Below are 22,450 nucleotides of genomic sequence, written 5' to 3' on the forward strand. Positions count from 1 at the left end.
GAGAGAATGACGCGGAGAAGCGCATGCAGTTCCTGAAAATGCTGTTCTGGTGCCTGCTGGCCTTTCTGGCCGCGGCCTTCACGATCGGGAACTGGACGACCGTGCCGATCCGGCTGGTCGGCGGGCTGGTGGCCGACGTCAACCTGCCGCTTCTCCTGTTCCTGACCTTCCTGATGGGGCTGGTCCCGACGCTGATCTGGCAGCATGCGGCACGCTGGCGTCTTCGCCAGCGGCTGAGCGCGGCCGAGCGTTCGCTGGCCGCCGTCTCGGCGGAGACCGACGCCTATGCCGCCACCGGCCCGGTCGCCGCCCAGCCCATCGCCACCCCCCAGCCCATGGTCTGATCCCTTTATGAGCAACCGCATCTTCGTCGCGATCGACACCCCCGACCTCGCCCGTGCCCAGGCGCTGGCGAACAAGGTCCGCCATCATGTCGGCGGGCTGAAGCTGGGGCTGGAATTCTTCTGCGCGCACGGCGCGGGGGGCGTGCGCGAGATGGCGCATATCGGGCTGCCCATCTTCCTCGACCTGAAGCTGCACGACATTCCCAACACCGTCGCCAAGGCGGTCCAGTCGCTGGGGCCGCTCGCCCCGGCGATCCTGACCGTCCATGCCAGCGGCGGCCGCGCGATGCTGGAGGATGCCAAGGCCGCCGCGCCGACCGGCACCAAGGTGGTGGCGGTGACGATGCTGACCAGCCTCGACGCCAATGACCTGTCGGATACCGGCGTCACCGGCTCGCCCGCCGATCACGTCCGTCGCCTCGCCGATCTGGCCGCCGAGTCCGGGGTGGACGGCATCGTCTGTTCGGGTGCCGAGGTCGCGGCGGTGCGCAAGGCCTGGCCCAAGGGCTTCTTCGTGGTGCCGGGCGTCCGTCCGACGGATGGTCCCGTCGGCGACCAGAAGCGCGTGGTGACCCCGCGCGCCGCGCTGGACGCCGGGGCCTCGATCCTGGTCATCGGCCGCCCGATCACCCAGGCCGAAGACCCCGACGCCGCCGCGCGGGCGATCGCCGCGACGCTTTGACGATATTCGCGACAGTCCTCTCTTTTCGGAGCTGGCCATGACGACCACTGCCAAGATCTGCGGACTGACGACCCCCGCCACGCTCGACGCCGCGCTGGGCGGCGGGGCGAGCCATGTCGGCTTCGTGTTCTTCCCCGCCTCGCCGCGCCACCTGACCTTCGACGTTGCGGCGGGACTGGCGGGGCGGGTCCCGGGCCATGTCCAGCGTGTCGGCGTCTTTGTCGATCCCGACGACCAACTGCTGGAGGCCGCGGTGCGCGCTGGAATGCTCGATGCGATCCAGCTCCACCGCACCGCCCCGGCGCGGGTGGCGGCGATCCGGTCGAAATTCGACCGCGAGGTCTGGGCCGCGGTCGCCATCAAGGTGCGCGCCGATGTCGACAAGGTCCGCGACTATGCCGGAGCGGCGACGCGTATCCTGTACGATGCCAAGACGCCCGACGACGCATCGCTGCCGGGCGGCATGGGGCTGCGCTTCGACTGGAGCCTGCTCGACGGGGTGCGCCATCCGCTCCGCTGGGCACTGTCGGGCGGACTGGACGCGGGCAATGTGGGCGAGGCGATCCGCCGGACCGGCGCGCCACTGGTCGATATATCCTCCGGCGTCGAGAGCGCGCCCGGCGTCAAGGATATGGACAAGATCGCGACGTTCCTTAAAGCCGTTGCGACAAATCAGTGACAGGATCGTTTGCAGGGGTCGCCTTTGCAAACGCCCAAGGGAAACGAGATGAACGCCCCCAATTCCTTCCGTGCGCAGCCCGACGAGCGCGGCCATTTCGGTGATTTCGGCGGCCGCTATGTCGCCGAGACGCTGATGCCGCTGATCCTCGACCTGGAGCGCGAATATCGCGCGGCGCAGGTCGATCCGGCCTTCAAGGCCGAGTTCGACGACCTGATGACCCATTATGTCGGTCGTCCCAGCCCGATGTACTATGCCGAACGCATGACCGAGACGCTCCGCGCCAGTGCGCCCGAGGGCAAGGGGCCGAAGGTCTATTTCAAGCGCGAGGAACTGAACCACACCGGCGCGCACAAGATCAACAACTGCATCGGCCAGATCCTGCTCGCCAAGCGCATGGGCAAGACGCGGATCATCGCCGAGACGGGCGCGGGGCAGCATGGCGTCGCGACCGCCACGGTGGCGGCGCGCTTCGGCCTGCCCTGCACCATCTTCATGGGCGCGCGCGATATCGAGCGTCAGGCGCCCAACGTCTTCCGCATGAAGCTGCTCGGCGCTGAGGTCCGCCCGGTGACCTCGGGCGCGCAGACGCTGAAGGACGCGATGAACGAGGCGCTGCGCGACTGGGTCGCCAATGTCCACGACACCTTCTACATCATCGGCACGGCGGCGGGACCGCATCCCTATCCGGAGATGGTCCGCGACTTCCAGGCGGTCATCGGCACCGAGTCGAAGGCGCAGATTCTCGAGGCCGAAGGACGGCTGCCCGACCTGCTGATCGCCGCGGTCGGCGGCGGATCGAACGCGATCGGCCTGTTCCACCCCTTCCTCGACGATCCCGAGGTCGCGATGCTGGGCATCGAGGCGGCAGGGCATGGCCTGAACACCACCCAGCATGCCGCCAGCCTGACCGGTGGCAAGCCGGGTATCCTGCACGGCAACAAGACCTATCTGCTGCAGGACGAGGACGGCCAGATCGCCGAGGCGCATTCGATCTCGGCCGGGCTCGACTATCCGGGCATCGGGCCCGAGCATAGCTGGCTGAACGACACCGGTCGCGTCGTCTATGAGGGCGTGACCGACACCGAGGCGCTCGACGCGTTCCAGCTGTGCTGCAAGGTCGAGGGGATCATTCCCGCGCTGGAATGCAGCCATGCGCTGGTCGGCCTGATCCGCCGTGCGCCGCTGATGAACCGCGACCAGATCGTGCTGGTCAATATCTCGGGCCGGGGGGACAAGGACATCTTCACCGTCGCCGAAGCGCTGGGAGCCAAGATGTGAGCCGGATCGCCGACACCTTCGCCCGCTGCGGTGCGGCGGGGCGCGCCGCGCTCGTCTGTTTCGTGACCGCTGGTGATCCGACCCCCGCCGACACTGCCGCGATCCTCGACGCGCTGGTCGAGGGTGGCGCGGACCTGATCGAACTGGGCATGCCCTTCACCGATCCGATGGCCGACGGCCCCGCGATCCAGAAGGCCAATATCCGCAGCCTGGGGGCGGGCACCCGCACCGCCGACGTGCTGGCGATCGCCAGCGCCTTCCGCGCGCGCCATGCCGAAGTGCCGCTGGTCCTGATGGGCTATGCCAATCCCATGACGGTGCGCGGCCCCGAATGGTTCGCGCAGGCCGCAGCTGGCGCAGGCGTGGACGGCGTGATCTGCGTCGACGTGCCCGCCGAAGAGGACGACGCGCTGGGCGTCGCCTTGCGGGATAAGGGCATCGCCTCGATCCGGCTGGCGACCCCGACCAGCGACGCCGTGCGGCTGCCGACGATTTTGACGGGTGCCGATGGCTTCCTCTATTATGTCTCCGTCGCGGGCATCACCGGCCAGCAGCAGGCGGCGCAATCCTCGATCGAGGATGCGGTCGCCCGGCTGAAGGCGGCGACGAACCTGCCGGTCGCGGTGGGTTTCGGCGTCCGTACGCCCGACCAGGCGGCGGCGATCGGCCGGGTCGCCGACGGCGTGGTCGTCGGCTCCGCCATCGTGGATCTGGTCGGAGAACATGGCGCGGCGGCGCCCGCCCCGGTCCGTGCCTATATTGAAACTCTGTCGTCGGCGATCGCCGACGCGCGCAAGGAACTCGCATGAGCTGGCTCAACAGCGTCCGCAACGTCATCCCCTTCGTCGCCAAGCGGGAGACGCCCGACAATCTCTGGCACAAGTGCAAGGGATGCGGGCAGATGGTCTTCACCAAGGAGCTGGAAGACAATCTGAACGTCTGCCCGAAATGCGATCATCACGACCGCATCGGGCCGAAGGCGCGTTTCCGGCACCTGTTCGACGAGGGCAGCTGCGCCGAGCTGTCGCCGCCCAAGGTGCCCGAGGATCCGCTGAAATTCCGCGACTCCAAGCGCTATACCGACCGCCTGAAGGTCGCCCGTGCCAATAACGGCGACGCCGACGCGCTGGTCAATGCGCGCGGCACGATCCTGGGCAACAAGGTCGTGGTCGGCGTACAGGACTTCGCCTTCATGGGCGGCTCGATGGGCCTGGCCGTGGGTGAGGCGTTCGTGCGCGGCGTCGAGGCGGCGATCGCCGACAACTGCCCCTATGTGATCTTCACCGCCTCGGGCGGCGCGCGGATGCAGGAGGGTATCCTCAGCCTGATGCAGATGCCGCGCACCACGGTCGCCATCCAGATGCTGCACGATGCGGGCCTGCCCTATATCGTCGTGCTGACCGACCCGACCTCGGGCGGTGTGATGGCCGCCTATGCGATGCTGGGCGACGTCCAGATCGCCGAGCCCAAGGCGACCTTGGCGTTCACCGGCCGCCGCGTGATCGAGAGCACGATCCGCGAAAAGCTGCCCGACGATTTCCAGACTTCGGAATATTATCTGGATCACGGCATGCTCGACATGGTCGTCCATCGCCACGATCTGCGCGAGCGGCTGGCGACGGTCATCGGCTATCTGACCGCCTCGCGTCAGGCCGCCTGACATCCCGATCGCGAAGCGTCGCCTTTTCGCCGCGACGCCACTAGAGGGGCGGGCCGAGAGGTCCGCCTCTTTTTCATTCCCTTCACGAGACCGGCCGATGCCCGATCATGCCCGATCCCAAAACCCCGCCGTGCAGGCGCAACTCGACCGGCTCTGGTCGCTGTCGCCGGGGGCGGACATATTGGGGCTGGAACGGATCACGACGCTGCTCGCCCGGCTGGGGGATCCACAGCATCATCTGCCGCCGGTCTTCCATGTCGCCGGGACGAACGGCAAGGGATCGACCTGTGCCTTTCTGCGTGCCGCGATCGAGGCGTCGGGCCAGGCGGTGCATGTCTATTCCAGCCCGCATCTGGTTCGCTTCAACGAGCGTATCCGGCTTGGCGGGCGGTTAATCGACGACACTGAGCTGGCCTCCGTGCTGGACGAGGTGCTCGACCATGCCGAGGGGATCGGCGCGAGCTTCTTCGAGGTGACGACCGCCGCCGCCTTTCTCTGCTTTGCGCGGACCCCGGCGGCGGCAACCATCGTCGAGGTGGGCCTGGGCGGGCGGCTCGACGCGACCAACATCCTGCCGCCCCCCGCCATATGCGGGATCGCGGCGCTGGGGATCGACCATGAGGCCTTTCTGGGCAGCAGCCTGACCGGCATCGCTCGCGAAAAGGCCGGGATCGCCAAGGCGGGCACCCCGCTGGTGACGATGGACTATGCCCGGCCGTTGCGACAGGCGATCGCGGAGGTCGCCGAGGCTGCTGGCGCACCGATGCTGGCGCGTGGGGAAGCCTGGTTCAGCCGATCCGATGGCAAGGCCATTCTCTACGAGGACCGGCAGGGCACGATCACCCTCCCCCGCCCCGGCCTGTCGGGCCCGCACCAGTCTCGCAATCTGGCCCTGGCGGTGGCCATGGCGCGGCATCAGGCGGCGGTGACGATCCCCGATAGCGCGCTCCAGGCCGCAGCGACGCAGGCGCACTGGCCCGCGCGGATGCAGAGACTGTCATCCGGCCCGCTGACGCAGGTCTTGCCCAAGGGAAGCGAATGCTGGCTGGACGGCGCGCACAACCCCTCTGCCGCGACGCCGGTGGCGCGAACGATGGCCGGGTGGAAGGCGCAAGGGCCTTCCGCGCTGGTGCTGGGCATGCTGGCCAACAAGGATGCCGGGCCCGTCCTGCATAGGCTGGGCGCTATGGTGGACCTAGTCGTGACCGTGCCGGTGCCGCATCATGCCTGCCACGCGCCCGAGGACCTGGCCGAGCAGGCGCGCCGCCAGGGTCTGTCGGCCGAAGCCGCCACCGATCCGGCCGACGCCTTGTCGCGGATCGCCGGGCATTTCGACCGCCCCGCCAGGGTTCTGATCGCCGGATCGCTCTATCTGGCGGGACAGGTTCTGGAAGCGAATGACGAGGTGCCGCAATGATGCGACGAACCGATAACGCATCACGCTTTATTTGCGATTGACTATCAATAGCGACGGTTTAGCATGAGCGGGCAAATACGGAGTCCCGCCCGATGGCCGAAACCACCACGCTCGCCACTGCCCTGCCCCATATGCTCCCGGCCTGCCCCCATGCCCGGATCGCGTTGTTCGCGATCCGCCGGATGGGCGCGCACGGGCTGGCCGATGCGCGGGCGGCGCATACATTGTTCACCGTCTTCGGGCAGGATTTTCGCCGCCCGCTTATCCTGATGCGGACGCTGATGGCCGATCTCGCGGCGCATGCCTCGGGCCAGATCGCGATCGCGCCGTGCTGCTGCGGGCGGATGACGGCGGCGGAGGCGGCCTTGCTCACCGTCCTGGCGCAGATGGAGGTGGCGCCGGAAAAGGCGCGCTTCCTGATGAGCGATCTGCTCGGCGCCCGGCGGATCGACGGAGTCCTCGCCAGCGCGGCGGCGGTCAGCGCCGCCTTCGCCGACGAAGGGCGGCCGATCAGCCTTTGACGGCCACGTCGGCGCGGGTGTCGCCTTCCCCCTCGACGCCCGCGCTGCCGATCGAGCGGTCGATCATCCCCGACCGCGCCATCCAGCCGAACAGGACGACGCCAGGCAAGGCGATGACGGTGGTCAGCAGGTAAAAATCGACATAGCCGAACCGCTCGACCAGCGCCCCCGCCGTCGTTCCGCTCAGGATACGCCCCAACACGCTGGTCGCGGCCGAGATCAGGGCATATTGCGCGGCGGTGAAACGCAGATCGGTCAAGGCCGAAAAATAGGCGACCAGCGTGACGCCGCCGATCCCGCTCGCGAAATTCTCGAACCCGATCGCGCCCGCCATGCCCAGATTGCTGTGCCCCGCCGCTGCCAGCCCGGCGAAGGACAGGTTGGACACTGCCATCAGCACCAGGCTGATCATCACCGATCGCTTCATGCCCAGCCGGGCATAGAGAATGCCGCCGACGAACACGCCGACCAGCAGCGCCCAGAAACCGACCCCGACGTCGTAAAAGGCGATCTCGTCCTTGGAAAAGCCCAGATCGTTGAACAGCAGGCGGAAGGTCAGATTGGCCAGCGTGTCGCCGATCTTGTGGACCAGGATGAAGGCCAGCACGAGAACCGCATCCTGCCGCCGAAAGAACTCGGCAAAGGGGCCGACGACCGCGCGAACGATCCCCTCGGCCGGGCGGCGCGCGGTGATTTCGGCATGCCGCGCGGGCTCACCCATGATCAGCGCGGTCAGCAGCGCGGGCAGCGCGAAGGCGCAGCTGACGATATAGGCGATGCTCCACCCCGCCCGCGCCGCGATCACCAGCGACAGAGAAGCGACCAGCGCCGATCCGATGCGCCAGCCATATTGCCCCATGCCCGCACCGACGCCCAGCTGGCGCGGCTCCAGCAATTCGATGCGATAGGCGTCGATCACGATGTCGAAGGTCGCACCGGCAATGCCCAGCGCGATCGCGGCCATGGCCGTCTGCGCCAGCGAGACGCGGGGGTCCGAAAGCCCCAGCCCGACCGCCGCCGCACAGACGAGCGCGGCGACGACGAACAGCCAGGATACGCGTTGGCCCAGACGGTGCAGGACGGGGATCTTCACCCCCTCGACGATCCAGGCCCACAGCCATTTGAGATTATAGGCCAGGATGACCAGCGCGAAGGCGGTGACGCTCTTCTTCTCGATCCCCGCCTCCGCCAGACGGCTCGCCAGGGTCGCGTTGATCATGGTCAGCGGAAAGGCGGAGGATATGCCGAGCGCCAGTGCGGCGAGCGGCGCCGGTTCGATATAGGGCCTTACCGCATCCACCCAACGCCCACTCGCCATACCCGATCCGTTTCGCCTCGACTGCAAAGCGCGGACCGTAGAGGGCTTGGCCGATGGGGGCAATGTCGCCGATGACGGCGGCGTCAGGCGCCTGCGAACAGGCGGAAGCCCGCGGGCAGACGGCTCGGCGGCTTGCCGGTCCGGCGCTCCTCGATGACCGTGATCGCACCCAGCAGCTCGCGCGGGCCATAGGGCTTCATGAGGATGCCCTCGGCCAATCCGTCCGCCTCGTCGGGCGGCGTTCCGGTCAGGAACAGCACCGGTATGCCCCGCGCCCGCGCCGCGCGCGCCACGTCGAGTCCGCTGCCGTCGGCCAGCCTGACATCCGCCAGAACGAGGTCGATAGGGGTGTCCCCCTCGATCAGCGTCACCGCCTTGCTGGCCCGGTCAACGGTCGCGACGACCTCGTAATCGGCGTCGGTCAGGACATGTTCGGTGTCGAACGCGACCAGCGGTTCGTCTTCGACCACCAACAGCTTGGTCAGCTGTCGCTTCTTTCGCCCGAAGAGTCTCATCCCGTATCGGCCCGTCTTTCTTGCCCGCTCTTGCGCCTAACGCATTGTCGGGGGAAACGACGCAAATATTTTCCTTTGCGCGACACCCTATGTATCAGCGTGGATCATGACACCAGAACAACGTATCGCCAAGCTGCTTGCCCGGGCCGGAGTCGCCTCGCGCCGGGAAGTCGAGCGGATGATCGCCGAGGGTCGGGTCGCGCTGAACGGCACGACGATCGACACGCCCGCGACGCTGCTTTCCTCGCTCGACGGAGTAACGGTCGACGGCCAACAGGTCGCCGCGCCCGAGCCGACGCGGCTGTTCCTCTACAACAAGCCCAACGGCCTGTTGGTGACCGAACGCGATCCCGCCGGGCGGCCGACCATCTATGACCGTCTGCCCGCCGGGCTTCCCCGCCTCGTGCCGGTCGGGCGGCTCGACCTCAATACCGAAGGACTGCTGCTGCTGACCACCGATGGCGGGTTCAAGCGCCAGCTGGAACTGCCTGCGACCGGGGTGGAGCGGACCTATCGCGCACGCGCCTATGGCGACATCACCCAGGCGCAGCTCGAGGATCTGATCCACGGGGTCGAGATCGACGGTATCCGCTATGGCCAGATCGACGCCAATCTGGAGCGTCGCACGGGCGCCAATGTCTGGATCGAGATGACCTTGCGCGAGGGCAAGAATCGCGAGGTCCGGCGCGTCCTCGAACATCTCGGCCTCCAGGTCAGCCGTCTGATCCGCCTGCGCTATGGCCCCTTCGTCCTGGACGATCTGCCGGTGGGCGAGATCGGGGAGGTCAAGGGCGCGCAGATCGTCGAGTTCCGCAAGACCCTGCTGGGCGGTATCCCCGCCGATGCCGTCCGCCCGACGCCCCGCGCCGGTTTCCGCACGCCGCCCACGAATGCCAAGCCGGAACGCCCGGCCCGGCCCGAGGCGCGGCGCACGGCGGACCAGGATGCCACGCCCCGGCGCGACGCCAAGCCTCGCGCTTCGACACCGTTCGGCGAGCGCGCGCGTCCCGGTGCGCCACGCTCCGGCGACCGGCAGGAGCGTTCCTTCCGCCCGCGATCCGAAAACGCCCCGTCGGGGCGCGGTGGGCGTGACGAGCGTCCTGCCCGTGGCGAACGGCTGGCCGGGGGGGAGCGTCCCTTTCGCTCCCGGACCGATGCCGGACCGAGCGGGCGCGCCGTTCGCGAGGATCGGCCTGCACGGGGCACCGAACGTCCCTTCCGGGCGCGTCCGGATGCCGGACCCACGGGACGCGGCGCTCGTGACGAAAGACCCGCGCGTGGCGGCGAACGCCCCTCCGGAGGGGATCGTTCGTTCCGGGCGCGGTCCGACGCGGCGCCCTCGGCGCGGGGTGGTCGCGACGAGCGCCCCTCGGGCGGTGATCGGCCGTCGCGGGGTCCGCGACCGCCCGCACCATCGGGCGGCGGACGCCCCTTTGGCGGTGGGCGTAACGGACGGCCCGGTCGTCCGGGAGGAAATCGCTGATGCGCGTCATTGCCGGAGAGTGGCGGGGCCGCCCGCTGGTCGCGCCCAAGGGTGACGTCACGCGCCCGACCGCGGATCGCACGCGCGAAGCCCTTTTCTCGATGCTGGCGGCGCGGCTGGGCGATTTCGAGGGGCTGGCGGTCGGCGACTTCTTCGCGGGATCGGGCGCGCTGGGGATCGAGGCGCTGTCGCGCGGCGCGGCGTCCTGCCTGTTTGTCGAGCAGGATCGCGGGGCGCTGGACGCACTACGCGCCAATCTCGCCAAGCTGGGGGCGAAGGGCGATGTCCGGGCGACCTCGGTGCTGGCGCTGGGCCCCGCGCGCCAGCCGCTCGACCTGATCCTGATGGACCCGCCTTATGGCACCGGCGCGGGCGTCGTGGCGCTCGACAAGCTGACCCGACTGGGCTGGGTGGCGGCGGGCACCTGGATCAGCATCGAGACGGCCAAGCAGGAAGAGATCGACCTGCCGGGCTTCGTCGTCGACGCCTCGCGCGTCCATGGCAAGGCGCGGTTGACCCTGTTGCGTCAGGGCTGAGCCAAGCTCCGCCCCCGCATCAACGCCAGCCCGGCGAGGCTGAGCAGGCCCGCGGCAACCAGATAGCCGCCGACCCAGTTCAGCCCGCCGCGCTCGGTCAGCGCCTGCGCCGCGATCGGCGCCAGCGCACCGCCGATGATCCCACCCAGATTGAAGGTCATCGATACGCCGGTATAGCGCACCCCCGCCGGGAACAGCGCGGGCAGCCAACCGCCCAGCGGTCCATAGGCGAAGCCCATCACGAACAGCGCCGCCGCCAGCCAGACGAAGACGATCGCCAGCGATCCCGATCCCAGCATCGGCCCCATCGCGACGCCGACCAGCGCACATCCGGCAAAGCCCAGCGCCAGCATCATGGGCGCGCCACGGCGATCGGCCATCACGCTCGACACCACGACGCCCAGCGCCAGGAACAGGATCGCGACGAGCTGGACGCCCAAGAACGCCTCACGCGGATAGCCGAGGGCGCTGGTGCCATAGCCCAGCGCGAAGGCGGTCGCGAGGTAGAAGATGGCGAAACAGGCGATCACCCCGCCCGTCCCCGCCAGCAGCGCACGGCCATGCCCCTGCAACAGCGTCGCGATCGGCACACGCGGCAGGGCCTCGGTCCGCTTGGCCTCGGCGAAATCCGGTGTCTCGGTCAGCCGCAGGCGGACCCACAGGCCAAGCATCACCAGCACCGCGCTGGCCAGGAACGGCAGTCGCCACCCCCAGGCGCGGAATTGCGCATCGGTCAGGACGAGACCCAGGAGCAGGAAAAAGCCGTTCGCCAGGATGAAGCCGACCGGCGCGCCGAGCGGGGGAAACATGCCCCAGGTGTTGCGCCGCCCCGACGGCGCATTCTCCACCGCCAGCAGCGCCGCACCACCCCATTCGCCGCCCAGCCCAAGGCCTTGCCCCAGTCGCGCGATGCACAACAGCAACGGGGCGATCCAGCCCGCCTGCGCATAGGTCGGCAGGAAGGCGATGGCGACGGTCGATCCGCCCATCAGCATCAGGCTGACCACCAGTGTCGACTTGCGCCCGACCCGGTCGCCGAAGTGACCAAAGGCGATCGCCCCGACCGGCCGCGCGACAAAGGCAAGCCCGAAACTGGCATAGGACAGCAGCAATTGCGCCGCCGCCGAGGAGGCCGGGAAGAAGAGCGGCCCGAACACCAGCGCCGCCGCCGTCGCATATATGTAGAAATCGTAGAACTCGACCGCCGTCCCAGTCAGGCTGGCCAGCAGGATATGGCGGTGCGAAGGTGTCGAGGCACGGGTCATCCGCCCGCTGTGGCAGAAGCCAAATGCCGTCGTAAAGGCCTATAAGCTGCGACCCGGCGGGCCGGATCAGCCCGCCAGCACCTCGGTCAACTTGAGCAGCAGCCAATAGAGCGTACCCGACAGCAACATCGCGACCGGCAGGGTCATGACCCAGGCGAGCGCCATGTTGCGGATCGTCCGCGCCTGGAGCCCGGCGCCATTGGCGACCGAGGCACCGGCGACGCCGGAGGACAGGATATGCGTGGTCGACACCGGCCGCCCCAACTGGTCGGCGAGCAGGATCGTCGCCGCCGTCATCAGCTCGGCCGCCGCCCCCATGCCATAAGTCAGATGCGTCTTGCCGATCCGCTCGCCGACCGTGACCACGATGCGCCGCCAGCCGACCATGGTCCCCAGGCCCAGCGCCAGGGCGACCGTGATCTTCACCCAGAGCGGAATATAGCGGGTGCCGCGCTCCAGCTGCTTGGCATAACCGTTGAGCGACTCGATCTGGCCGGCGGTGAAACGGCTCTTGGCACCTTCGTCCTTGGTCACCATCCGGGTGGTATCGAGAACGAGATACATATCGTTGCGCAGATTGGGAACGACCGCCGCCGGTACGCGGCTGAGCGTACCGTAATCGGCGATCCGCTCGCCGATGTCGTGCGACAGGACCGACAGGCCCTCATAGACCTGCGGCGTATCGATCGTCTTGGCGCGTACGCCATCGACGACGGCGGCGCGGGCCTGGTCCAGCGGGACCGCGTGGCCGGTGCCGTGCGCGGCATAGGCGGCGGAGGCGATGTCGGCGCTGCGGACAAAGGCGGGCATCGCACTTTCGGGCAGCGTCCGGTTGAGCGCATAGGCGGTGGGCGCGCAGCCGATCAGGATGAGCATGATCAGCCCCATCCCCTTCTGCCCGTCATTGCCGCCATGCGCGAAGCTGACCGCCGTGCAGGTGAAGATCAGCAACGCCCGGATGCCGCGCGGCGGGGGCGTATCGCCCTCGGGTTCGCGATACAGGCGGTCGTCGCGGAAAAAACGCTTCATGACGAGGAGCAGCATCAGCGCACCGGCAAAGCCGATCAGCGGACTGAACAGCAGCGCGGAGAGGACCTTCCGCACCTGCTCCATGTCGACGCCCGACGTGCCGGGGATGCTGGACAGAAGCTGGTTGGCGAGGCCGACTCCCAGGATCGACCCGATCAGCGCATGGCTGGACGAATTGGGCAGCCCCACCGCCCAGGTCGCCAGATTCCAGATCACCGCCGCCAGCAGCAGCGCGAAGATCATCGCGAACCCGCCCGCCGATCCGACATGCAGCATCAGGTCGATCGGCAGCAGGGTGATGATCGAATAGGCGACCGCGCCGGTGGAGGTGACGACGCCGAGGAAGTTGAAGAAACCCGACCATATGACGGCCACCGGCGCGGGGAGCGAATGGGTATAGATCACCGTCGCCACCGCATTGGCGGTATCGTGGAAGCCGTTGACGAACTCGAACCCCAGCGCAATTAGCAGAGCGAGGCCCAGAAAGGCGAAGACACCAACCGCCATCGGCTCGCCGACCCGCGCCGTGTCAGTCACGATGCTGCCCCCCGCATAGGCCAGGCCGCCAACGATCAGCGCGAGGAAAATCCACCGCCCCGACGGATGCAGCGACGCATCGAGCTTCGGTCCACGAGCGCGAGATTCGGATTCCCCGCCGGCAAGCGCATAAGGTGTCATGATGAACGTCCGTTGCGCCACGGAGGTGACGTTTTTATGACGCCGGGCCCGTGAGCCGTGGCGAATGCCATGCCGGGATGCGGCGGGACGCCCTCGTGCGACGTCCCGCCCTATCCCGGACAGGCCCTTATCGCGTGCTGGCCAGCATGACGGGGGCGGCGAGCAGCGCGGCGACCTTCACGGCGGCGTCGGCCTGCATCTCCGCGCGGCACCGCGCTACGCCTTCGTTCTGCGCCAGATCATTGGTCATGGGTCCGCACGCGATCGCCGCCGCGCGGCGAATGCGGGCGTCGAGCATCGCCCGGTGATCGGGTCGATGGAGATCGAGATCGACGTGACGGACCTTGATGCTGACCGGTTCGCGCAGCTGCGCCTGAACGGAGGCGCCGGACAGGAAAAACGAGGTCGCAAGGGCGACGGCAAAGATCTTGCTCATGGGAAGCTCCTGCATGGGGTCATGCCCGTCACGGCGGCGTCGGTGTTTCCACCGCGTCGCTCGTCGGCACGCACCGGCCCTAGGCCGCCCGCATGTCGGTTTCGGGTCGGGCGTGGGACGCCCGTGTGACATATCCCGCTATGACACAGCATCGCCATCGAACGGCCGAAGGTTGCCCCGGCGGCCAACGTTCCCTAACTGTTCGCGATGACCGTCGCTTCCTCCGCCGATCCCGCCCGGATTTCCACCGGACAAATGGCCGATTACCCTTATCTGCGCACGCTGAACCCGGCACAGCGTGAGGCGGTGCTGACCACCGATGGCCCGGTCCTGGTGCTGGCGGGCGCGGGCACGGGCAAGACGGCGGCGCTGACCGCGCGGCTGGCGCATCTGCTCTACACCCGCAAGGCCTGGCCTTCCGAAATCCTGTCCGTCACCTTCACCAACAAGGCTGCACGCGAGATGCGGGAACGCGTCGGGCGGCTGGTCGGCGATGCCGTGGAGGGGATGCCATGGCTGGGCACCTTCCATGCCATCGGCGCCAAGATGCTGCGCCGCCATGCCGAGCTGGTCGGGCTCCAGTCGAACTTTACCATCCTCGACACCGACGACCAGCTCCGCCTGCTCAAGCAGCTGATCGTCGCGGCCGATATCGACGAGAAGCGTTTCCCGGCGCGGGCGCTCGGCGGGCTGATCGACGAGTGGAAGAACAAGGGGCTGGTCCCCGGCGACATCGATGCGGGCGAGGCCGAACGCTATGCCAATGGCCGTGGGGCCGAGCTGTATCGCCAGTATCAGGACCGGCTGCGCAGCGTGAACGCTTGCGACTTCGGCGATCTGCTGCTCCACATGCTGACCATCCTGAAGACGCATCGCGATGTGCTGGAGCATTATCAGCAGCGTTTCCGCTATATCATGGTCGACGAATATCAGGACACCAACAGCGTCCAGTATCTCTGGCTGCGGCTGCTGGCGCAGGCGCGCAAGAATATCGCGTGCGTCGGCGACGACGACCAGTCCATCTATTCCTGGCGCGGCGCGCAGGTGGAGAATATCCTGCGCTTCGAGCGCGACTTCCCCGGTGCCAAGGTCATCCGGCTGGAACAGAATTACCGTTCGACCCCGCATATCCTGGGGGCGGCGTCGGGCGTGATCGCCAATAATGGCGGACGACTGGGCAAGACGCTGTGGACCGAACTCGACGTGGGCGAAAAGGTCCGGGTGCTGGGCGTATGGGACGGCCCCGAAGAGGCCCGGCGCGTCGGCGAGGAGATCGAGGCGGCGCGGCGATCCGGCACCTCCTATGGCGATATCGCGATCCTGGTCCGCGCCTCGCACCAGACGCGCGAGTTCGAGGATCGCTTCATCGCGATCGGCCTGCCGTACCGGATCGTCGGCGGCTTCCGCTTCTACGAGCGCGCCGAAATCCGCGATGCGCTGGCCTATCTGCGGGTGGTCAACCAACCATCGGACGATCTGGCGTTCGAGCGGATCGTCAACGTTCCCAAGCGCGGACTGGGCGACAAGGCGCTGGCCAAGATCCACCAATTGGCGCGGGCCGAGGGCCTGCCGCTGACCCTGGCCTCGGCGCGTATCCTCGACACCGACGAGCTGACCCCGCAGGCACGGCGGAGCCTGGGCAATCTGATCGGCGACATCGCGCGGTGGCGCGACATGGCCCGCGACCTGCCGCATCCCGAACTCGCCCGACAGCTGCTCGACGAGAGCGGCTATACTGCCATGTACCAGAACGAAAAGTCGGCGGAGGCGGCCGGGCGGCTGGAGAACCTGTCCGAACTCGTCCGCGCGATGGAGGATTACGAGTCGCTCGGCGCGTTTCTGGAGCATGTGTCGCTGGTCATGGAACGCGACGGCGACCAGCGCGAGCCCGAGGTGACGATCATGACGATCCACGCCGCCAAGGGGCTGGAGTTCGACACCGTCTTCCTCGCGGGCTGGGAGGAAGGGCTGTTCCCCTCGCAGCGCGCGATCGATGAAGGCGGCACGCGCAGCCTGGAGGAGGAGCGGCGCCTTGCCTATGTCGCGATCACCCGGGCGCGGCGCAAGGCGGTGATCCTGCATGCGGCCAATCGGCGCATCTATGGCCAATGGACCTCCAGCCTGCCGAGCCGCTTCGTCGGCGAACTGCCGCCCGAGCATATCGACAGCGAGACGAGCATGACCGGCGGCGAGAGCCTGTGGCGCGCCAACTGGTCCGAACATGCCGACCCCTTCGCCAATGTGGCGCGGGGGACGGGGCGCGGGCCGGGCTGGCAGCGAGCGGCGACCAGCCAGAACGCGACGCCGACGCGCCCCGCGCGGATCGTCGAGTCGCGCGCGCCCTCGGTCGGCTTGGGGCAAAAGGGGCGCGACGACCTGGGCGTGGGCGACCGGGTCTTCCACCAGAAATTCGGATATGGGGCGATCGCCGCGATCGAGGGCAACAAGCTGGAGATCGATTTCGAACAGGCGGGACGCAAGCGGGTGATGGACAGCTTCGTCACCAAAAGCGTCGCCTGATCCGGGGGCGTCGTTCAGGAACCATATCGATTCGTAGCCGTATCGGTCGCATCGCCCGATTGTCCGAGCGCTGGAGGATAACCGATGGGCTTTCGCCGCCTGGCCACCGTCGCGATCACGACGGCCGTCACCCTGACCGCCATTCCCGCCACGGCACAGACCGCCGCCGACGATGCGCGCTTCCGCGCGGCGCAGGCGCGGTTCGACCGGGAATATCAGATCTACCGGCAGGAGGCCGAGCTGTACCTGTCGCGGCGCGAACGCGGCGGATATGACGACGGCTATGACCGCCCCGCCCCGCCGCCGCCCGGCGGTCCCGGCGGCTATCGCGTCGCGCCGTCGATCCCGGCGGATGGCTATGCCAATGGCGAACCCTATTACGACCCGGTCGGCGATTATCGGGACGGCCCGCAATATCGCGAACGCGTGCTGCAACCGCAGGACCGCGTCTATGCGGGCACCGATGGCCGCTATTATTGCCGCCGGTCGGACGGCACGACCGGCCTGATCATCGGCGGCGCGGCGGGCGGCATATTGGGCAATCTGGTCGGCGGGCGAAGCAGCACGATCGCGACGCTGCTGGGCGCGGCCGGTGGTGCGCTGGCCGGGCGGTCGATCGAGCAGAACCAGGTTCGCTGCCGCTGATCGGACATTTGGGGGGCGGTCGGGGAACACCCGGCCGCCCCGGATTTCAGCGACGCCCGATCAGGCGGGGTCGACCATCATCAGGGCGCAGTTCCTGTACTTCTCCGCGTCCCGCTCGAACAGCGCGCTGGCGGGGAAGCGGCGTGGGGTCAGGCGCAGCGAGCCCAGGCCCGCCAGCTTGAACGTCCCCATCTTTTCCTCGCGCGGCGGCTTGCCGTCCCGCTCGACGGTCGTGGCATCGACGTACAGCTCGTCATGCCGCGTGTAGATCACATGGGGCGCCAACACCACTTCGCCGCGATTATACATGGCGGACACCGCCTGCATCTTCACAATGGCTTCGAAGATGATCGCAGGAGCGCCCGCCGCCGGCTCAGCCGGACGGCGCTCGGTCGTCGTCATATCGGTCATGCCCTGCATTTGCCCGTCCTGCCGCAACGCAGCAAGAGCAATTACGCCGCAATCGCCCATCGATAAAGGGCGCGAGCGAACGGCATGCGCTCGCGCCCCCTGGTTCACTTCGCCGGGCCCATCAGTTTCTGTGCGAAATAGACCATCTGCTGGGCATTGAGCCGGGCGCCCTGCGCGATGTCTGCGTCGCCCGAATGGCCGCCCGCCATATCCTCGTAGAAGAGATAGGGGATGCCATATTCACCCAGCCGCGCCGCGAACTTGCGGGCATGTTGCGGCCCGACGCGATCGTCCTTGGTGGTCGTCCAGATATAAGGCTCGGGATAGGCGACGCCCTTGCGGATATTGGCATAGGGCGAGATCTTGCGCAGGAACGCGGCCTCTTCGGGCACGTCGATCGAGCCATATTCGTCCTTCCACGAATCGCCCGCCGCGATCTTCTGGTAGCGGACCATGTCGAGCAGCGGTACCTGGATCGTCACCGCCTTCCACAGCTCGGGATGCTGGGTCAGTTCGACCCCCATCAACAGGCCGCCGTTCGAGCCGCCATAGATGCCCAGCTTCTGCGGGCTGGAGATATGCCGTGCGAACAGGTCCTTGGCGACCGAGGCGAAGTCGTCATAGATGATCTGCCGCTTGGTCTTGCGGCCCGCGTCATGCCATTTCGGCCCGAACTCGCCACCACCCCGGATATTGGCGAGCACGAACGCCCCGCCACGCTCGGTCCAGATCTTGCCGGTCGACCCCAGATAATAGGGCAGCCGCGCAATCTCGAACCCGCCATAGGCGGTCATCAGCGTCGGCGTGGTGCCGTCCAGCTTCGCGCCCTTGGGCAGGACGACGAAATAGGGGATCTTGGTGCCGTCGGTCGACACCGCCTCATATTGATGGACCGTCGCGCCGGTCGCGTCGAACCGGGCGGGCAGCGTCTTGAGCACCTGCGGCGCGGAGGGTTTCGCCGCGTCGAAGCGCGACAGGATGGTCGGGGTCGTGAAGCCCGAGGTCGACAGATAGACGATGTCCGACCGGTCGCTCGTGCTGGCCACGTCGACGGTCATATTGTCGGGCATCTGCACCGCCGAGGACGCCCAGCCGGTGGCGGTGGGGGCAAAGACGCTCGCCCGGCCCCGGACATTGTCGATATAGGTAATGACCACGCGGTCCTTCGTGGTCGACACGCCCTCCACCGCCTGACGGTCGGTCGGGGTGAACAGCGCGCGCGGGGTGATCTTGCCCGCCTCCAGCTCGGACAGCGGCGCCCAGACGACCGAACCCGCCGGGAACGAGCCCCATGCGTCGCTGGTCTGGAAGATCACGCGGCCATCGACCATTCCGGCGGGGAAGGCGCGCGCGGGCATGGCGATCGCCTTGGCCCCACCCTGCGGCGTCCAGAACAGCTTGTCGCCGCCGAAAAAGGTCCGCCGCCGCTCGATCACGACCGCGCGATGGCCCTGGGCATCGGTCAGCACACCCGCATAGGTGCCCAGCTCGTCCGACGGCTCGCCGCGGTAGATCTCGGTGGCCTGCGACAGCGGCTGTCCGCGCCGGACCATCTTCACGACGAAGGGATAGCTCGACTTGGTCAGGGTCCCCTGCCCCCAGTCTCGGCTGACCAGCAACGTGTCCTTGTCCAGCCATGCCGCGCCCTGCTTGGAGGTCGACAGGCGGAAACCATCGGGTACGAAGCCGCCGGTCGCCATGTCGAACTCGCGATATTCGATCGCATCCTCACCGCCCTCCGACAGCGCGACCAGGCAGAGCCTTTCCTCGGGGCTGAGGCAGGTGACGCCCTTCCACACCCATTTCTTGCCCTCGGCCTTGCTCAGCGCATCCAGGTCGAGCAGCGTCGTCCAGCGGGGATTCGCGGTGGCGTAGTCGGCCTCGGTCGTCCAGCGCCACAGCCCCTGGGGGTGATCGGTGTCGCGCCAGAAATTGACGATGCGGCCATACATCTGGCCCGGCATCGGAATGCGATCCTTCGCCGAGGCGATGGCCAGCGCTTCCTGGTAGAAGGTCTGATAGCGCGGATCATTCTGCAACCGGGGCAGTGTCTTGGCATTTTCGGCCTCGACCCAGGACAGCGCCTTGGCGCCGTCCTTGTCCTCCAGCCAGATATAGGGGTCATTCTCCGTCATCGTGCTCATCTGGGCCATCGCCGGGGCCCCCGCAACCTGTGTCGCCAGCATCGATCCGGCCAGCATCCACCGCCATCCCCGCATTCGTCATGCTCCATATCCTGAATGGGGGCGAATGTGACTTCATCACCAGCCGCTGGCAATGCGTTACGTCCCGAAAAATCGCACGCGGCCCACATCGCACTGATGGCGGCATGGCGACGGAACGGTGGCTCGGGCGGCCCGTTCCCCCTTCCGCTTACCACAAGAACGTCAAGGAGTTGGCGATGCCTTATGTGAAGACGCGTGACGGGACCGACATCTATGTCAAGGACTGGGGCGAAGGCCGCCCGGTCGTCCTCATCCATGGCTGGCCGCTGTCGGCCGACATGTGGGACACGCAGATGATGGGACTGGCCGAAGCCGGTTTCCGCGCCATTGCCTATGATCGGCGCGGCTTCGGCCGTTCGGGCCAGCCCTGGTCGGGTTACGACTATGACACGCTGTCGGACGATCTGGCCGACGTGCTGGAGGCGACGGGCGCGCAGGATGCCGCGCTGATCGGCTTTTCGATGGGCGGCGGCGAGGTGGCCCGCTATATGAGCCGCCACGACGGCAAGGGCGTGATCGCCGCCGGGCTGATCGCGTCGGTCGTCCCCTATATGCCCAAGACCGACGACAATCCGCAGGGCACCGACCAATCGGTGTTCGACCAGATCGCCCAGGGGCTGCGCGACGACCGCGCGCATTTCCTGCGCCATACCTTCTTCAAGCAGTTCTTCGGCGTGGGCTATATCTCCAGCCCGGTTAGCGACGAGGTGCTCGACTGGGCGACCGGCGTTGCGATGCAGGCGGGGCTGAAGCCGACGCTGGCCTGTGCCGAGGCCTTCAGCCAGACCGATTTCCGGCCCGACCTGCCCGCCTTCCGCGTGCCGACATTGGTCGTCCATGGCACCGGCGACCAGACCGTGCTGATCGATCCGGCGGGTCGCGCGGCGGCGGCGGGAATCGCCGGATCGCAGCTGGTCGAATATGACGGCGCGCCGCACGGGCTCAACGTCACCCATGCCGATCGCCTGACCGGCGACCTGCTGACCTTCCTGGGTCGATAATGGAAAAGGGCGGCCCCCGGCGGGGTCGCCCTTATTTCAACGGGACGATCACCTCGTCCGGATGCGCGACGTTCAGTTCCTTGCGCACCATCTCATCGACCATGTCCGGATTGGCATGGTCGGGATCGAGCAGCGCGACACGGTTCTTCAGGATGGTCCGCCGCTTGTCGAGCGCGGCATAATCCTGTTCGCGCTTCACCAATTGCCGCTGATACTCGCCATAAGCGAGCAGACCGTTGCGCCCCAGCACCGCATAGGCACCGAAGAACGCAACGATCGTCAACCCGAGCGCGGGCAAGGCAGCCCGCCGCATGGTCCGCATGAAAGGCGTCGACTTGGTCACAGCGGCCATAATTGTATCGACGCCCTTCGATTTCAAGCGCGGATCAGAATATCGCGACCGGCATAGCGCGCCGAGTCGCCCAGCTCTTCCTCGATGCGGATCAGCTGGTTGTACTTGGCGAGCCGGTCCGAACGCGCGAGGCTGCCCGTCTTGATCTGGCCGCAGTTGGTCGCGACCGCCAGGTCGGCGATGGTCGCGTCTTCGGTCTCACCCGAACGGTGCGACATGACGGCGGTGTAGCGCGAACGCTGCGCCAGCGACACGGCCTCCAGCGTCTCGGTCAGCGTGCCGATCTGGTTGACCTTCACCAGCAGCGAGTTGGCATAGCCGCCTTCGATGCCCTTCTTCAGACGCTTCGGGTTGGTGACGAACAGATCGTCGCCGACCAGCTGGACCTTGTCGCCGATCAGGTCGGTCAGCGCCTTCCAGCCTTCCCAATCGTCCTCGGCCATGCCGTCCTCGATCGACAGGATCGGGTACTGCCGGGTCAGGTTCGCCAGATATTCGGCCATCTCATGGCTCGACAGGATCTTGCCCTCGCCCGAGATATTGTACTTGCCGTCCTTAAAGAACTCGGTCGCGGCGCAGTCGAGCGCGATCATCACGTCGTCGCCCGGCTTGTACCCGGCCTTCTCGACCGAGGCCATGATGAAGTCGAGCGCTTCGGTGGTCGAGGCGATGTTGGGGGCAAAACCCCCCTCGTCGCCTACGCCGGTCGCCAGACCCTTCTCATGCAGCGCCTTCTTCAGCGTGTGGAAGATTTCCGAGCCGCAGCGGACCGCCTCCACGATGTTCGCCGCGCCGACCGGCATGATCATGAATTCCTGGAAGTCGATCGGATTGTCGGCATGCTCGCCGCCATTGATGATGTTCATCATCGGCACCGGCAGCAGGTGCGCCGAGACGCCACCGACATATTTGTAGAGCGGCAGGCCCCGCGCTTCGGCCGCAGCCTTGGCCACCGCCAAGCTGACGCCCAGGATCGCGTTGGCGCCCAGACGGCCCTTGTTCTCGGTGCCGTCCAGCTCGATCATGGCGCGGTCCAGATCGGCCTGGTCCTCGGCGTCCATGCCCAGGATCGCGTCGGTGATCTCGTCATTGACCGCCTCGACCGCCGCCTCGACGCCCTTGCCCATCCAGCGGCTCTTGTCGCCGTCGCGGCGTTCGACCGCCTCATGCGCGCCGGTCGACGCGCCCGAGGGTACGGCGGCGCGGCCGAAGCTGCCGTCTTCGAGCAGAACGTCCACCTCGACCGTGGGATTGCCGCGGCTGTCCAGGATCTGGCGCCCGTGGATGTCGATGATTGCGGTCACGTAACGATGCTCCTACATCAGCCTTGAAGGTCTCGGCGGCGCTCTATCGCGTGACACGACGAAGGGCAATTGCGGGAAAAGCATGGAACTGTGCTTCCGTCACCGGGGTTAGAACGCAAATCGCCCGGTGATCCGGGCCTTGGAGAAA

General features: G+C 67.4%; 22 protein-coding genes. 13 read left to right on the forward strand and 9 right to left on the reverse strand.

Going from position 1 to position 22,450, the window contains the following annotated elements; all coding sequences use genetic code 11:
- Positions 1 to 23 precede the first annotated feature (23 nt).
- From ABIC44_RS00325 to ABIC44_RS00360, 8 genes are all read left to right on the forward strand, one after another.
- Entirely contained in the window at positions 24 to 344 is a 321-nt protein-coding gene (locus tag ABIC44_RS00325) for a hypothetical protein (protein ID WP_307098822.1), read from the forward strand.
- A 7-nt stretch (positions 345 to 351) separates the two neighbouring features.
- Positions 352 to 1,026 carry an orotidine-5'-phosphate decarboxylase gene (gene pyrF / locus ABIC44_RS00330; RefSeq protein WP_354293002.1) on the forward strand — a complete coding sequence of 225 codons (675 nt, stop codon included), beginning with the start codon at positions 352 to 354 and terminating at the stop codon, positions 1,024 to 1,026.
- A 37-nt stretch (positions 1,027 to 1,063) separates the two neighbouring features.
- Positions 1,064 to 1,705 (forward strand): phosphoribosylanthranilate isomerase, encoded by a 642-nt coding sequence (locus ABIC44_RS00335; protein ID WP_309702629.1) that lies wholly within the window; start codon positions 1,064 to 1,066, stop codon positions 1,703 to 1,705.
- A 48-nt stretch (positions 1,706 to 1,753) separates the two neighbouring features.
- Positions 1,754 to 2,986: a tryptophan synthase subunit beta gene (gene trpB / locus ABIC44_RS00340; protein WP_309695503.1), complete on the forward strand. Its 1,233-nt coding sequence runs from the start codon at positions 1,754 to 1,756 to the stop codon at positions 2,984 to 2,986.
- Positions 2,983 to 3,795 (forward strand): tryptophan synthase subunit alpha, encoded by an 813-nt coding sequence (gene trpA / locus ABIC44_RS00345; RefSeq protein ID WP_309702625.1) that lies wholly within the window; start codon positions 2,983 to 2,985, stop codon positions 3,793 to 3,795. Before trpB ends, trpA begins: the two co-directional genes overlap by 4 nt.
- Complete coding sequence (gene accD / locus ABIC44_RS00350) at positions 3,792 to 4,646, forward strand: acetyl-CoA carboxylase, carboxyltransferase subunit beta (protein WP_309695507.1); 855 nt, start codon at positions 3,792 to 3,794, stop codon at positions 4,644 to 4,646. Before trpA ends, accD begins: the two co-directional genes overlap by 4 nt.
- 97 nt (positions 4,647 to 4,743) lie before the next feature.
- The gene (locus ABIC44_RS00355; protein ID WP_354293003.1) at positions 4,744 to 6,063 is read left to right on the forward strand and encodes a bifunctional folylpolyglutamate synthase/dihydrofolate synthase; all 1,320 of its coding nucleotides are present in this window, start codon (positions 4,744 to 4,746) and stop codon (positions 6,061 to 6,063) included.
- A 92-nt stretch (positions 6,064 to 6,155) separates the two neighbouring features.
- Positions 6,156 to 6,584, forward strand: a complete 429-nt coding sequence (locus tag ABIC44_RS00360; protein WP_307098835.1) for a DUF6628 family protein — start codon at positions 6,156 to 6,158, stop codon at positions 6,582 to 6,584.
- Here ABIC44_RS00360 and ABIC44_RS00365 read toward each other — a convergent pair.
- Together ABIC44_RS00365 and ABIC44_RS00370 are read right to left on the reverse strand one after the other, a co-directional pair.
- On the reverse strand, positions 6,574 to 7,902 hold the full coding sequence (locus ABIC44_RS00365; protein ID WP_354293005.1) for an AmpG family muropeptide MFS transporter: 1,329 nt from the start codon (positions 7,900 to 7,902) through the stop codon (positions 6,574 to 6,576). The genes ABIC44_RS00360 and ABIC44_RS00365 overlap by 11 nt on opposite strands.
- 83 nt (positions 7,903 to 7,985) lie before the next feature.
- A complete protein-coding gene (locus ABIC44_RS00370) occupies positions 7,986 to 8,417 on the reverse strand; it encodes a response regulator (RefSeq protein WP_309695513.1) in 432 nt (143 codons plus the stop codon).
- Between the two features lie 106 nt (positions 8,418 to 8,523).
- On the opposite strand from ABIC44_RS00370, the gene ABIC44_RS00375 reads away from it, so the two are divergent.
- Entirely contained in the window at positions 8,524 to 9,900 is a 1,377-nt protein-coding gene (locus ABIC44_RS00375; RefSeq protein ID WP_354293006.1) for a pseudouridine synthase, read from the forward strand.
- On the forward strand, positions 9,900 to 10,436 hold the full coding sequence (gene rsmD, locus ABIC44_RS00380; RefSeq protein WP_354293007.1) for a 16S rRNA (guanine(966)-N(2))-methyltransferase RsmD: 537 nt from the start codon (positions 9,900 to 9,902) through the stop codon (positions 10,434 to 10,436). The genes ABIC44_RS00375 and rsmD overlap by 1 nt, the downstream gene beginning before the upstream one ends.
- On the opposite strand, the gene ABIC44_RS00385 is transcribed toward rsmD, so the two are convergent.
- The 3 genes from ABIC44_RS00385 to ABIC44_RS00395 all read right to left on the reverse strand — a co-directional run bounded on the left by ABIC44_RS00385 (position 10,427) and on the right by ABIC44_RS00395 (position 13,844).
- On the reverse strand, positions 10,427 to 11,701 hold the full coding sequence (locus ABIC44_RS00385; RefSeq protein WP_354293008.1) for an MFS transporter: 1,275 nt from the start codon (positions 11,699 to 11,701) through the stop codon (positions 10,427 to 10,429). The genes rsmD and ABIC44_RS00385 overlap by 10 nt on opposite strands.
- A gap of 66 nt (positions 11,702 to 11,767) precedes the next feature.
- Entirely contained in the window at positions 11,768 to 13,408 is a 1,641-nt protein-coding gene (locus ABIC44_RS00390) for an inorganic phosphate transporter (protein ID WP_354293009.1), read from the reverse strand.
- Between the two features lie 127 nt (positions 13,409 to 13,535).
- The gene (locus ABIC44_RS00395; RefSeq protein ID WP_354293011.1) at positions 13,536 to 13,844 is read right to left on the reverse strand and encodes a UrcA family protein; all 309 of its coding nucleotides are present in this window, start codon (positions 13,842 to 13,844) and stop codon (positions 13,536 to 13,538) included.
- Between the two features lie 207 nt (positions 13,845 to 14,051).
- Here ABIC44_RS00395 and ABIC44_RS00400 point away from each other — a divergent pair, with 207 nt between their 5' ends.
- Positions 14,052 to 16,364: an ATP-dependent helicase gene (locus ABIC44_RS00400; protein ID WP_354293012.1), complete on the forward strand. Its 2,313-nt coding sequence runs from the start codon at positions 14,052 to 14,054 to the stop codon at positions 16,362 to 16,364.
- An 84-nt stretch (positions 16,365 to 16,448) separates the two neighbouring features.
- The gene (locus ABIC44_RS00405; RefSeq protein ID WP_307098853.1) at positions 16,449 to 17,009 is read left to right on the forward strand and encodes a glycine zipper 2TM domain-containing protein; all 561 of its coding nucleotides are present in this window, start codon (positions 16,449 to 16,451) and stop codon (positions 17,007 to 17,009) included.
- Positions 17,010 to 17,069: 60 nt separating this feature from the next.
- Here ABIC44_RS00405 and ABIC44_RS00410 read toward each other — a convergent pair whose 3' ends face one another.
- Both ABIC44_RS00410 and ABIC44_RS00415 read right to left on the reverse strand, forming a co-directional pair.
- Entirely contained in the window at positions 17,070 to 17,429 is a 360-nt protein-coding gene (locus ABIC44_RS00410; protein ID WP_307098855.1) for a hypothetical protein, read from the reverse strand.
- 95 nt (positions 17,430 to 17,524) lie between these two features.
- Positions 17,525 to 19,639 (reverse strand): prolyl oligopeptidase family serine peptidase, encoded by a 2,115-nt coding sequence (locus ABIC44_RS00415; protein WP_354293013.1) that lies wholly within the window; start codon positions 19,637 to 19,639, stop codon positions 17,525 to 17,527.
- 182 nt (positions 19,640 to 19,821) lie between these two features.
- Between ABIC44_RS00415 and ABIC44_RS00420 the strand changes: the two genes are divergently transcribed.
- Positions 19,822 to 20,646, forward strand: a complete 825-nt coding sequence (locus ABIC44_RS00420; RefSeq protein WP_354293015.1) for an alpha/beta fold hydrolase — start codon at positions 19,822 to 19,824, stop codon at positions 20,644 to 20,646.
- A gap of 31 nt (positions 20,647 to 20,677) precedes the next feature.
- On the opposite strand, the gene ABIC44_RS00425 is transcribed toward ABIC44_RS00420, so the two are convergent.
- Both ABIC44_RS00425 and eno read right to left on the reverse strand, forming a co-directional pair.
- Entirely contained in the window at positions 20,678 to 20,998 is a 321-nt protein-coding gene (locus tag ABIC44_RS00425; RefSeq protein ID WP_307098861.1) for an FtsB family cell division protein, read from the reverse strand.
- Between the two features lie 23 nt (positions 20,999 to 21,021).
- Complete coding sequence (gene eno, locus ABIC44_RS00430) at positions 21,022 to 22,302, reverse strand: phosphopyruvate hydratase (protein ID WP_309695534.1); 1,281 nt, start codon at positions 22,300 to 22,302, stop codon at positions 21,022 to 21,024.
- Between the last annotated feature and the right edge of the window lie 148 nt (positions 22,303 to 22,450).

Origin of the sequence: Sphingomonas sp. 1185 (assembly GCF_040544655.1) — a bacterium.
Classification (GTDB): Bacteria; Pseudomonadota; Alphaproteobacteria; order Sphingomonadales; family Sphingomonadaceae; genus Sphingomonas.